This is a genomic window from Apilactobacillus pseudapinorum, assembly GCF_040369555.1.
Taxonomy (GTDB): domain Bacteria; phylum Bacillota; class Bacilli; order Lactobacillales; family Lactobacillaceae; genus Apilactobacillus.
The window spans coordinates 205,637-219,033 of the sequence record NZ_BAABVU010000022.1 but is presented as its reverse complement, the minus strand read 5'-3'; the positions used below and the strand labels follow the sequence as shown (position 1 = coordinate 219,033).

Annotated in this window: 12 protein-coding genes and 1 tRNA gene; 9 read left to right on the top strand and 4 right to left on the bottom strand. The window is 31.6% G+C overall.

Annotated elements, in window-relative coordinates; translation table 11 throughout:
• Entirely contained in the window at positions 1–720 is a 720-nt protein-coding gene (locus ABWU86_RS04895; protein WP_353321720.1) for an amino acid racemase, read from the top strand.
• 14 nt (positions 721–734) lie between these two features.
• Here ABWU86_RS04895 and ABWU86_RS04890 read toward each other — a convergent pair whose 3' ends face one another.
• Entirely contained in the window at positions 735–1,073 is a 339-nt protein-coding gene (locus ABWU86_RS04890) for a DUF1516 family protein (RefSeq protein WP_293792584.1), read from the bottom strand.
• Positions 1,074–1,293: 220 nt separating this feature from the next.
• Between ABWU86_RS04890 and ABWU86_RS04885 the strand changes: the two genes are divergently transcribed.
• The 6 genes from ABWU86_RS04885 (at position 1,294) to ABWU86_RS04860 (ending at position 9,499) form a co-directional block, all read left to right on the top strand.
• Complete coding sequence (locus ABWU86_RS04885; protein ID WP_053949943.1) at positions 1,294–1,518, top strand: hypothetical protein; 225 nt, start codon at positions 1,294–1,296, stop codon at positions 1,516–1,518.
• Positions 1,519–1,566: 48 nt separating this feature from the next.
• Positions 1,567–1,637, top strand: a tRNA-Gly gene (locus ABWU86_RS04880).
• A 234-nt stretch (positions 1,638–1,871) separates the two neighbouring features.
• Positions 1,872–3,563, top strand: a complete 1,692-nt coding sequence (gene argS / locus ABWU86_RS04875) for an arginine--tRNA ligase (protein ID WP_353321688.1) — start codon at positions 1,872–1,874, stop codon at positions 3,561–3,563.
• A gap of 112 nt (positions 3,564–3,675) precedes the next feature.
• Entirely contained in the window at positions 3,676–5,769 is a 2,094-nt protein-coding gene (locus ABWU86_RS04870; protein ID WP_293792589.1) for a transglycosylase domain-containing protein, read from the top strand.
• A 78-nt stretch (positions 5,770–5,847) separates the two neighbouring features.
• Entirely contained in the window at positions 5,848–7,035 is a 1,188-nt protein-coding gene (locus ABWU86_RS04865) for a metallophosphoesterase family protein (RefSeq protein ID WP_293792590.1), read from the top strand.
• Entirely contained in the window at positions 7,025–9,499 is a 2,475-nt protein-coding gene (locus ABWU86_RS04860) for an ATP-binding protein (RefSeq protein ID WP_353321685.1), read from the top strand. Before ABWU86_RS04865 ends, ABWU86_RS04860 begins: the two co-directional genes overlap by 11 nt.
• 83 nt (positions 9,500–9,582) lie before the next feature.
• Here the strand turns inward: ABWU86_RS04860 and ABWU86_RS04855 are convergent, their stop codons facing one another.
• The 3 genes from ABWU86_RS04855 to ABWU86_RS04845 form a co-directional block, all read right to left on the bottom strand.
• The gene (locus ABWU86_RS04855) at positions 9,583–10,473 is read right to left on the bottom strand and encodes a peptidylprolyl isomerase (protein ID WP_293792593.1); all 891 of its coding nucleotides are present in this window, start codon (positions 10,471–10,473) and stop codon (positions 9,583–9,585) included.
• 108 nt (positions 10,474–10,581) lie between these two features.
• Positions 10,582–10,893 (bottom strand): hypothetical protein, encoded by a 312-nt coding sequence (locus tag ABWU86_RS04850; RefSeq protein ID WP_293792595.1) that lies wholly within the window; start codon positions 10,891–10,893, stop codon positions 10,582–10,584.
• A 2-nt stretch (positions 10,894–10,895) separates the two neighbouring features.
• Positions 10,896–11,324, bottom strand: coding sequence for an HIT family protein (locus tag ABWU86_RS04845; protein WP_293792596.1), 429 nt, complete (start codon positions 11,322–11,324; stop codon positions 10,896–10,898).
• Between the two features lie 111 nt (positions 11,325–11,435).
• On the opposite strand from ABWU86_RS04845, the gene ABWU86_RS04840 reads away from it, so the two are divergent.
• Both ABWU86_RS04840 and ABWU86_RS04835 read left to right on the top strand, forming a co-directional pair.
• A complete protein-coding gene (locus ABWU86_RS04840) occupies positions 11,436–12,176 on the top strand; it encodes an ABC transporter ATP-binding protein (RefSeq protein ID WP_293792598.1) in 741 nt (246 codons plus the stop codon).
• Positions 12,169–13,374, top strand: a complete 1,206-nt coding sequence (locus ABWU86_RS04835; RefSeq protein ID WP_353321682.1) for an ABC transporter permease — start codon at positions 12,169–12,171, stop codon at positions 13,372–13,374. Before ABWU86_RS04840 ends, ABWU86_RS04835 begins: the two co-directional genes overlap by 8 nt.
• Positions 13,375–13,397 lie beyond the last annotated feature (23 nt).

The following is a 13,397-nucleotide window of genomic DNA, read 5'->3' as shown; positions in this document are numbered from 1 at the left end:
ATGAGACATTTTTTCTCTATTATTGGTGGAATGGGAACGGAAGCAACTGAAAGTTATATTCATTTATTGAACGAAAGAACTCCCGCTTCTAATGACCAAGAATATTTAAATTATATTTTAGTTAATCATGCAACAGTTCCTGATAGAACTGATTACATTTTAGATAACAGTAAACCCAGTCCGTTAATTCCTTTAATGGAGGATATTAAACAACAGTCACAATTTAATCCTGATTTTTTTGTGATTCCTTGTAATACTGCGCATTTTTTCTTTGAAGAGTTGCAAAATGCAACTAACGTGCCAATCTTGCATATGCCAAAGGAAGCAGTGAAAGAAATAAAAATTAAATATCCTAATGCTAAAAGGATTGGATTAATCGCAACCAATGGAACCATTTTTGATGGTATTTATGATCATGAAGTACAAGAAGCCGGATATGAAATTGTGAAACCCACTAAACATATCCAGGAAGAAACGATGGAATTGATTTATAAATATGTAAAAGAAAAAAATGAAGTTAATGCTGATTTATATCATCACATTTTAGATGAGATGCAAAATGAATTAGACAGTGACGTTGTTATTCTTGGTTGTACTGAACTTTCTGTTGCAGAAGAAAGGGCATCTAATCATGATTTTAAAGTCATTGATGCCCAATCTGTATTAGTTGATCGTTCAATTGAAAAAGCATTAGAAAACAGAAAAAAAGCCATCGATTAATTTCGATGACTTTTTTATTTTATATTAATGTTAGTGATGCAGATTAATACTACAACATTTGTTACTAACATTAGGATATTAAAGCTATATAAGTTATTTCGTTGTTTATTACTATAGTTCAATTCAGTTAATCCACCGAGAATTATTGACAACCCATCAGTTATAAGACTTGATATTAAATGAGTATCAACAGTTCTAAATGTGATAACTATTTGAGTAACAATCACTACTATATATGACAAACGACTAGCAATTAGCCATTGAATTACACGTTTAGCTGAATATCTAGTTAAACCAATTGTGGTAACAACAATGTATATAAATAGCATTGCAATAGTTAAAGAAGCCCACATAATACCGCCTCCCAAAATCAATTTTATCACAAACACTTTATTAACATTACTAATACTTTCTTTTTTAATTTATTTTTAAAATGACGTCATAAACAGCCTTTTAAAGAGATTTTCATGAGAACAATTAATAATGAATGATAAATATAAAAAATATCTTGATATTAATAACACCATTTGATATTATCAATATCGCGTTATTTTTTATTAAGGAGGCAAAAGGATGGCTGAACCAAAAGAATTTGAAGTTGGCGACCACGTTTCTGCACCTAGATTTGGTTATTTAAAACATGACTTTGCTGGAACCGTAGAAAAGGTTTATGAAAACTCAGTAATGGTATTTATCGATGAACACCATGAAGAAGACGGCATTGTTGTTAATGAATATAATAAACGTGCGATTGTTAGCAAGAAAGCTGCTAAACCAGCTAAGAAAAAAACGGCTTAACATTTATTACCAAAACTTAAATCGTGTGATATAATATTGTTTGTATCTGCGGGTATAGTTTAGTGGTAAAATATGAGCTTCCCAAGCTTAAGTCGCGGGTCCGATTCCCGTTACCCGCTTACTAACAGATACAATTCAATGATAAAAGACTAGTAAAAATATTCCATTTGAAGCGACATTGGGGCGGTGTAAGCCAATGACTAGGGTATTTTGAATCGCACTTTTTAGAATTAACAAGAATTAAATACAAAAGCGGATATTTTATATCAAATAGAGTGGTACCGCGGGTTATTCCGTCTCTTACAATTAATTGGATTGTAAGGGATTTTTTTATATTTTGGAGGTTTTGGATAATGGATAATAAAAATTTAGTTGCTAGTGCGTTAAGCAATGCATTGGATAATGAACTTTCAGTAGAAGATATTCTACCTAAAATTGAAAGACCAAAGGATTCAAAGATGGGAGATTTAGCATTTCCTACTTTTATTTTAGCTAAACAATTTAGAAAAGCTCCGCAACAAATTGCGAGTGATATCGTAGAAAAAATTAATCAAGATGAATTTGATCATATTGAAGCTGCAGGTCCATATGTTAACTTCTTCTTGAACAAATCTAATTTCAGTTCAGATGTTTTATCAGCTGTTTTAGAACAAAAAGAAAATTATGGACAAAATGAAGACGGTAAGGGTGGCAATGTTACCATCGATATGTCTTCACCAAATATCGCTAAACCAATTTCTATGGGTCATTTAAGATCTACAGTTATTGGTAATTCAGTTGCTGAAATTTTACGTAAAAATGGTTACAATCCAATTAAGGATAACCATTTAGGTGACTGGGGTACTCAATTTGGTAAGTTAATTACTGCTTACTTAATGTGGGGAAATGAAGAAGACGTTAAGAAAGACCCTATCAACAACTTGGTTAAGTACTACGTTAAATTCCATAAGATTGATAAAGAACAACCTGAACTAGATGATGTTGCTAGAGATTGGTTCAGAAAACTTGAAAATGGTGATGAACAAGCTACCGCTCTATGGAAGTGGTTTAGAGAAGTTTCACTTGAAGCATTTGGTGAAATTTATGACAAGCTAGGTATCACTTTTGATACTTATAATGGTGAAGCTTTCTACAATGATAAGCTTCAAGATGTCGTTGATTCTCTACAAGAAAAGGGATTATTAAGCAAGTCACAAGGAGCAACTATTGTTGACCTTGAAAAATACGATTTAAACCCTGCTTTAATTCTTAAGAGTGATGGTGCATCACTATACATTACTAGAGATATCGCTACTGCAATTTACCGTGATCAAACATACCATCCAGCAATGAACTTATATGTTGTTGGTTCAGAACAAACTTATTACTTTAAGCAACTTAAAGCTGTATTAATGGAAATGGGTATTCCTTCTGCTAAGGATTTACACCATATTCCATTTGGTTTAATCACTGTTGATGGTAAGAAGTTATCAACTCGTTCAGGAAGAATTATCTTACTTGACGAAGTTCTAAACGAATCAATTGATATTGCTAAGAAACAAATTGCTGAAAAGAATCCTGACTTACCAAACAAGGATGAAGTCGCTAAAGAAGTTGGGGTTGGAGCAATTGTTTTCGGTGATTTAAAGAACGAAAAGATTAACAACATTGATTTCAACCTAGAAGATCAATTAAGATTTGAAGGTGAAACAGGTCCTTACGTACAATATGCTAGAGCTCGTGCTGAAAGTATTTTACGTAAAGCCGGAGATGTTGATTTAGAAAATGCAGATAAGACACTTAATGATGCTGAATCATGGAACGTAATTAAGTTACTAAATGATTTTCCAGCAAGAGTTAAGATGGCTTGTGATGAATTTGAACCTTCAGTAATTGCAAAATACTCATTAAGACTAGCTAAAGCCTTTAACAAGTACTATGCACATACTAAGATTTTACAAGATGACGAAGAACGTGATGCAAGACTAGCATTAGTTAAGTCTGTTTCAATTGTTCTAAAAGAATCACTAAGATTACTAGGTGTTAAAGCACCAGACGAAATGTAATAAAAAAACAGATTTAACATTTAGTTAAATCTGTTTTTTATTTAAGCTTTTAAACCGATTTTGGGTTAAAATAGTATTAATATCATCATCGGTGAAGGAGTAATAAAACTAGATGAAAATTGACAGAAATAAAAGTGCCCTAAAAATTTTCTGGCACCGTTACCAATTGACTAGATGGATAATCATCGCTGTATTAACGCTTATTTTTGTTATCAGCGCATACTGCACATTCATTGCTAAAACAACACATGTGCAAAATCTACAATCGTCATTGGAACAATCAACAGTTATATACGATTCTAAAAACCAAAAAGCTGGTAAAATTTATTCTCAAAAAGGAACCTACGTGGGATATAAAGATATATCATCCAATATTCCAAATGCGATTCTATCAACTGAAGATCGTAACTTTTACAATGAACATGGATTCTCTATTAAGGGATTCGGTAGAGCTGTTCTATTAATGATTAAGAATAAGATTTTACATCGAGAATACATTAGTGGTGGTGGGAGTACTTTAACCCAACAGCTAGTAAAAAATGCATATTTAACGCAACAACAAACCTTTAGCCGTAAGTTAAAAGAATTATTTTTATCAATTCAGGTTGAAAATGTATATACTAAGCAACAAATATTAACTATGTACATGAATAATTCATATTTTGGTAATGGTGTTTATGGTGTTGAAGATGCTTCTAGAAGATATTTCGGTATGAACGCTAAAGACTTACCAGTGCAAGATGCTGCGGTAATTGCTGGAATGCTAACTAATCCTAGTGCATATAATCCAGTAGATCATCCTAAACTTGCGTTGAAACGTCGAAACGTTGTTCTCCAATTGATGGCTGATAATAATAAGATAAGCCAATCTGAAGCTAATCGTTTGAAGAAAACACCAATTGTCGTTAAAAACACTTATCAATATAAGGATGGATATAAGTATCCATACTACTTTGATGCAGTTATTGATGAAGCGATTAATAAATACGGATTATCTGAATCTGATATTATGAACCGTGGTTACAAGATTTATACAACATTAAATCAAAGCCAACAAAATAGCCTTCAAGATGACTTTAAAAACGATAGCATGTTTCCTAGTAATGCAGCTGATGGTACTAAAGTTCAAGCTGCTTCAATTGCATTAGATCCAACAACTGGTGGAGTAACAGCGGTTGTGGGTGGCCGTGGCCAACACGTGTTTAGAGGATATAATCGTGCTACACAAATCAAGCGTCAACCTGGTTCTACAATTAAACCATTAGCGGTTTATGTACCAGCTTTGGAAAATGGTTATAGTTATAACGATATCTTACAAAATAAAAAGATATCATATGGATCCAATAAATATACACCACAAAATTACAATAATGTATATACAGGGACAATCCCAATGTATACAGCTTTAGCTCAAAGTATGAATGCGCCTGCTGTTTGGCTATTGCATAAGATTGGTGTTGATAAGGGATATCAATCAGTTAAGTCATTCGGTTTGCCGGTGCAAAAGAAAGATAAGAATCTTGCTTTGGCACTTGGCGGCTTATCTAGCGGAGTATCTCCACAAGAAATGGCTGGAGCATACACTGCGTTTGCTAACGAAGGAAATATGACAACGCCTCACTACATTAGAAAAATTGTCGATTCATCAGGAAAAGTGATTGTTGATAATGACACCACAACTTCTAAAAATGTTATGTCGAAGAAGGTTGCTGATGAAATGACTAGTATGATGTTAGGTGTCTTTGATAATGGTACTGGGGTATCAGCAAAACCAAGTGGTTATCAAGTTGCTGGAAAGACTGGAAGTACTGAAGCAGATAATACTGGTGATTCTGATGCTACTAGAGATAAATGGATTATTGGTTATACACCTAAAGTGGTTGTTGCAACCTGGGAAGGATTCGATAATACCAATGCTGGGCACCATTTAGAGAACCTAAGTGGAACTGGAGTAGGTCCGTTATTCAAGTCCGAAATGGAACAAATCTTGCCAACAACTGGTAATAATAGTTTCTCAGTTAAAGATGCTTCATATCTTGATTCACATCAAGGACAAGGATCTTCTAGCTCAAGTAGTTCTGATTTTTGGAACGATGTTAAAAATGGAGCTAACGAGGTATCTAAAGACCTTGGTAAAGGAATCGATAACTTAAAGAAAAACGCCAATAATTGGTGGAACCAAGCTAAAAAATATGTTGGTAAGTAAATTGACCAACTAATATAAAACGTCGTATCATAGTTGTATGTGATACGACGTTTTTTACAAAAAAAGGGGAAATTATTAGTGAAATTTATTCATGCTGCAGATTTACATTTAGAGAGTCCTTTTCAAGGATTAAAAAACGATGAAACACCTAAAGAACTATGGGATGAAATATACAATTCAACTTTTATATCGTTTCAAAAGATTGTAAATGATGCGATTAATGAACAAGTTGACTTTATTTTATTAGCGGGAGATTTATTTGATCGTGATAATCAAACCCCAAAAACATACGATTTTTTCCAAAAAGAAATGGAAAAACTGAACGAAAATAATATCGATGTTTACATGATTTTTGGTAACCACGACTATTTTGATTTAAATAGAGACGTTATTAGTTTCCCTAAAAATGTTCATGTATTCTCTAATGATGTTGAAACTAAATCATTGACAGTAGATGGTAAAACAATTGCGATTACCGGATTTAGCTATGCCAGTAAATGGATAACTGATAAAAAAATAGATGACTATCCAGTTAAAGGTAATGTAGATATGCATATTGGAATGTTACATGGTGGATTGGAACAAACAGGTGATCATTATGCACCCTTTAGTGTAAATGATTTAGTATCTAAGAATTATGATTATTGGGCATTAGGTCATATTCACAAAAGACAAACATTGAACCAAACACCGCCAATCATATATTCGGGTAATATACAGGGAAGACATAAAAATGAACCGGGTGATAAGGGTTACTTATTAATAACAGATAATCTAAATAAACTAGATATTGAATTCAAACCAACTTCAGTTATCGATTGGAGTAGTTTGAAAATGAATATTAAGTTTAATGACGTTGAATCAACATTAAATCAAGTTTTGGATAAATTAAAACAACAAGACTTTAATAAAATGCAACTTATTAATCTGGAATTATCCTTGAATGAAGCAATTTCTGATAGTAAGCAACAAGACTTCATATATCGTTTAAATAACTTGTTGCGTAGTGAATATCGACAATTGAATGCATGGATTTATGAAGTTAAGTTCAAGCTAGATAGTGCTGTCAAATTATCTTCAATTGATCAAGAAATATGGGATGAAGCAGAGAATAATACTTTCTCAGAAGAAAAAATTAACGATATAGCTAAAACATTGAGAAAATATGACTTCATTGCTAATCATATTGATGAAAGCAATGACAATTTAAAATCGCTAGCAAAGATGAAACTGATAAGCGGAAGGGAAGATATTAATGAAGATTAATAAAGTTGATGTCCTAGGATATGGGAAATGGCATGATATTTCTTTTGATTTTAACCAGTCTAATCTTCAAGTTATCTTTGGAAATAATGAAGCAGGAAAAACAACATTATTAAGTTTAATTGAAGGAATATTATTTGGATTTGTAGACGGAAGAGCCGGTTCTTATGAACAATACAAGCCACGAGAAACTAAAGCATACGGTGGAAAATTAACGATTACAACTGAAGATAACCGTCATTTCATCATTACCAGATTAGATGGTAAAAATGGTGGGGATGTTTCCGTCTATGATGTTGATAATGATATTGAAACTAATCCAAGTCTATTAGATAAGCTTTTAGGTCCAATTGATCGAAACACATTTGAACAATTATTTTATTTTGGAGATTTAGATATTAAATCTATTTCCAAATTAAGTAAGAATGAATTAGTAAACAGAATTCAAAAAGTTGGGTTTGTTGGTAGTAATCAATGGCTTGAATTGAGAGATAAAATTGAGAAGAAATCTAAAGAACTATATGCGCCAACCGGTAGAAAACCTGAATTAAATCAAAAGCTAAAAGAATATGACGAATTAGTTGATAAGGTTCAATTAAGTAAAGGTAATTTAGATAATTACAATCAATTAACTGAAGAAAAAAATGCAATCAGTAATAAAATTGATAAGCAAAAAGCAGAATTACAAAAGATTGATAAAGAATTAACCAACTTACTGCATTTAAGACAAGTATGGCCTGTATATTCTAGATTATCTCAAATAAACACTTCTAACGAAACGATTAGGGATGGATTTGATGAAGAAGATGTATCTAAGCTAAAAGAGCTAGAAAACGCATTATTTTTATCTTCAGAGCAAATCAAAAATATTGATGAATCAATTAAAAGATTGACGGTACAAAGACAAGAAAATAAAGAACTTGAAGTATACAATCGTAACCGTAATCAAATCGATCAATTAAGTCAGTCATTTTCGAAAGTAAACGAAATGATTAATGATTTAAAAATTAAAAAATCGATGATTGATGAAATTAATCACCAAAACGAACAAAAAACCGTTGTTAGCGAAGACGAGTTAAATAATGTTCAAAGTAAGTTAGATGAGCTTGATGATTCAAAAAATAAAAGCGCTTCGGCTAGCTTTATGAACTTATTACCAACGCTTTTAATTGGAATCGTGGCGATTATTGCTTTAATAATTCCCGTAACTTTCTCTAGATTAGTGGGAATCCTGTTATTAATTGGTTTTGGATTTGTAAAATTCATGAAAAGTAAAACCAAAAAGGGTAATGATTCCAGCATTTTAGAATCTAAACTTAATGACTATGCAATTAGGAACAGCATCACATTAAGTGAATTGCAGGGATGGATAAACGAACAAAGATACTTCATCAATCATCCCAATACTAATCAGGTAATTCAGTATGAAAATGACTATAAGAGTATATCTACTGATTTATCTAATTACTTTAAGCAATGGGATTCATATTTGAATGATTTTAATACTGACGATACATTCAATGTCCAATTGGATAAAGTCAGAACGTTTGTAAGTAAAATGAATGAAGAAAATAGCGTTAATATTCGTAATAATGAACAAATGAATGAACAATTAACGCAAAAAGCCCAATTAGTGGATAAGCAAACAACTATTAAGAATTCACTAAATGATTTTCTTCGTTCGCGTAATATTGATAATGTAGAGTCATTCAAAGAGCTTGCTGAAAAACAAAAGCAACTTAAGATTAATAAAGAACAACGAGATAGTATTAAGGATCAAATTACAGACGAAGACATTGAACTGTTAAAACAATACAATGATAATCGTGAAATTGATGATAAGGTTTCTAAATTCAAAAATAATAGTGATGCCTTAAAAAATGAAATTTTATCATTATCACAAGAATTTGAAACAGTTAACTTCAATATCAAGCAATATATATCAGACGGAACTTACAGTGAACTAATTCAGCAACAAAGTAATCTTGAAGCAGAGATTAATGAGTTAACAGATGAGTGGTTATCAATGAAATTGGCAGATGCGTGGATTGATGAATCATTAAATATTGCAACTGCTGATAGGGTTCCATCATTTGAAAAGAAAGCAGAGGAATTCTTTAAGTTACTAACTGATGATAAATATATTGGAATCAAGTATCTAAAAAATAATATAAAAGTTACTAGAAATGATAAAGAGCAGTTTGCTGCCGGGGAACTTTCTCGTGGAACGGTTGAACAACTTTATTTATCAATGATTTTGGCATTGTCAGTAGTGTTTGGAAGGGACTATCATATTCCAATGATTATTGATGATGGATTAACAGAATTTGACTTTGAAAGAACGCAAAATGCAATTAATCTTTTAAAGAAGATTAGTGATAGTATTCAAGTAATCTATGTAACCTGTGATAATAGAATTCAAGAATATGTTGATGAACAATACATTCTTAATTTAAATAATCGTTAAAATAAAAGGCCTTCAAATTAATTGAAGGCTTTTTTGATTACAAAAAAGACGTGGAATAAAATATCCACGTCTTTTATTATTAATTATTTTTTGCTTGATGATGAACTGTCAGTTAGGTATGAAGATAAGATGTTTTGTAGGTCTTTATCTTTAATTTCAACTCCACCGTTCTTAAGAACTTTTGATACAACGTTCTTTAGAGTAGTGCTATCGTTCAACTTAGAAGTAGCAATTTGATCCTTTAAGTCATTGATGTGGTCAGTGTATGAACCCTTCTTAGGGTGGTTAACCATTTGAATAACTTGGTATCCGTATTGAGTCTTAACAGGTGTCTTAGTGTATTCACCGTTTGATAACTTGTAAGCAGCTTTTCTGAATGATGAATCGATGCTTGTATCAGTGTTATCAAATGCAGCTACACGGCCACCTTTGTTCTTGTTTGAAGTATCAGTTGAGTATTTCTTAGCTAAATCTGAGAACTTCTTACCGTCTTTAAGTTCTGAGATAACTTTTTCAGCAGTCTTCTTGTCAGAAACTAAAATTTCGTTAACAGTAACTTTTGGTTGGTATGATTTGAATTGCTTCTTTAGATCAGCAGTTGAGTAACTGATGTTTGCTCTAACAGCAGCCTTTAGAAGTAAGTTAGATTTTAGTTGGTTCTTGAAACTTGCAGTAGTTAAACCTTGTTGTTCAAGTAAAGTTTCAAATTCTGAACCATATTGAGTCTTGTATTGGTTGTATTGAGCATTAACTTCTGATTGAGAAACCTTATCTCCGTATTCTTTGTTCAATACTTTGTCCAGAATCATTTGTTGAAGAACTTGCTTACCGTTTGAGGTGTTCTTCATACTACTGTAGTATTGACTTTCTGTGATTTTACCACCGTTTGTAACGGCAACAGTTTTATCTCCACAGGCAACAAGTGAAACACTTAATAGTGCACCTGCAAGACCAACTAGAACTTTCTTGTTCATAAAATAATACACATCCATTTCTTTTTTATTAAACCATCTAGGTTCGACGGTTATTAAGTTAACACAATTTAAATTCTATCACAAAATTTCTTAAGAAATTTTAAAATTTTATTTAGTCATGTTATTAATTCTTTGATTAATCAAGTCCAAATGAGGTTTGATTTTAAATTGATATTCAGAAATATCACGACTCATTGCTTCCAGAGTAGGTTTTGACTTACTTAGCTCATCTTGCATTTGAGTCAACTTTACTGAAAAATCGTTCTTATGATCTAAAACGTTGGAAAAAGATTGAATCTTATCCTTAGTTGAATCATAAGTTGTTTTGGCAAATTCACTGGGCTTTCTATCAGATAGATAAAGATACGCTGCTAATCCAGCAGCAGACAAACCAACTAATTTTAACGCAGTTTTAATCATGATTATGCCTCCAATGAGTTAATAATCTTGCTTTTAATTTGCTCAAAAGCTTCTTGATTGTACTTTTCTGAGTTGTCTTGAAAAGTCATTGAGAAGCCATCTTTATTGCTATATCTTGGAATAAGGTGGAAATGAGAATGGAAAACAGATTGGTATGCCAATTCGCCATTGTTATTAACGATATTCATCCCTAAGATATCTGGAGCAGATTGTTGAATTGCTCTTGCAATCTTTGGAATTCTTGAAAATACTTTTTCAGCAAGTTCTTCATCGTATTCATAAATGTTGGCGACGTGCTTCTTAGGAATAACCAAAGTGTGACCAGGTGTAGCCTGGGAAATATCCAAAAATGCTTTTACATATTCATCTTCATAAATAGTATAGCTAGGAATTTGCCCATCAATTATTTTACAGAATACACAATCATTCATATTATTCTTCCTTTCTTTGATATTGCTGTAATTATATACATATTAACATAAATTTATCTTAAAAGACTTATGATATAATGTGTTTTAAGAAAAAATAGAGAGGTGTTATCCGTGACTTTAGAAGTTAAAGATTTAGTAGGGGGATATTCAAGAATTCCTGTCTTAAAAGAAGTTAACTTTAAGATTAACAACGGTGAATTAGTGGGATTAATCGGACTGAATGGGGCCGGTAAGTCTACTACAATCAACCACATTATCGGATTACTAAAACCATTTTCTGGTGAAATTAAAATTAACGGTATTTCAATTGATGATGACGTCAATGAATACAAAAAACAAATTGCTTACATCCCTGAAGTTCCAATTCTATACAAAGAATTGACACTTAAGGAACATATCGCAACCACAATTTCAGCATATGATTTAGACGAAACAGAAGCTTGGAATAGTGCAGATCGATTATTGAAGATGTTTAGATTAGATAAAAAGCTAGACTGGTTCCCAACAAACTTTTCTAAAGGGATGCGTCAAAAAGTGATGATTTTATGTGCATTTATTACAAATGCCAAATTATTTGTAATTGATGAACCATTTTTAGGCCTAGATCCAGTCGCGGTAAATGACTTATTGAATTTGATTGAGGAACAAAAGAAAAAGGGAAGCAGTATCTTAATGTCTACACACGTATTGGATACAGCAGAAAGATTTTGTGATGAATTTGTTCTAATTCATAATGGGGAAGTTAGAACACAAGGAACTATTGAAAAGTTGCAAAAAGAATTTGGCATGGATGACAGCTCATTAAACGATATTTATCTTGAATTAGCTGAGGAAGAAAACAGCCATGAATAATTTATTTAGTCAACGTTTGCAGTCCCATTTCACGCAAATGAGTAAATACTTAAAATATGTTTTTAATGATTTTTTCGTAATCGCATTAATGTTTATTATTGGTGGGTTAGGATATCAATATTCGCAATTTATTAAAGGACTTACTCCACAATTGTGGTGGGAAAAACCGATATTAATAATTGTGTTCTTGTTATCAATAACTCTGATAAAGGTAACGACGTTTGCCAAACAAGCTGATTATATTTTTTGGATGCCTAAAGAAAAGGCCTTCTATAACTTCTTTAAAATGGGGTTAATTTATAGTTCAGTTATTGCGATTTTTGTTCAAGTGTTGATTTGGTTTGTAACGATTCCGTTCTTTGAAAAAAGTGTTGCTACAACCAGTGTATTAGACGTTATTGTGCTTTTGATTACACTTATTTTTCTTAAAATATATGTATTGAATAATCAATTCTTAAATAATTATCATTTCACGAAAAAGAACTTCAAAATTCTATATCAAGTGATTGTTCCCTTGATAACGTTAATTGTTTTTTTGTACTTAAACGTTTTTGTGAGCTTAATGATTGCACTTGTTATGTTTGTCTTTAGTCATTTTGAGTTAAGAAAGCTTAAAGAACATAGCATTGATTGGAAAACTGTAATCGCAAATGAAGAAAGTCATGAAAATAGTTTAAATCGATTCTTTAATATGTTTACTGATGTCGATAATATGCAAGGAATCGTTAAGAGAAGAAAAGCACTTGATGGTATTTTTAAGTGGTTTAACAAAGATGTATATAGTCTGCTTTACTCCAGAGGATTAATTCGTGATAAAGAAATCAGTGGATTAGTCTTTAGATTAACAATCTTAGGTGGGGTACTTATTGCTTTAATTGATAATCAAGTAGTTGCAATCATTGTTTCATTACTATTTGTGTACCTAATAGTATTTCAATTAATTCCATATTTTAATAACTTTAACGACAATGTGTTTATCGCAATATATCCAATTGATGGTGAACAAAGAATTAAATCTTTCATCAACGTTATTGCTAAAATTATGATCATTATAGTTATAATTTTCTTTATCGCATCGATAATATCAACTAACATTATTGATTCAATTGAGTTGTTAGTTTTATTATTGATTGAATATTTTGTGTTAATTAAAATATATGTACCAAATAAAATAAAAAAAGCCCAATCAAATTACTAATACGCTTGACGAAAGCATTGAAA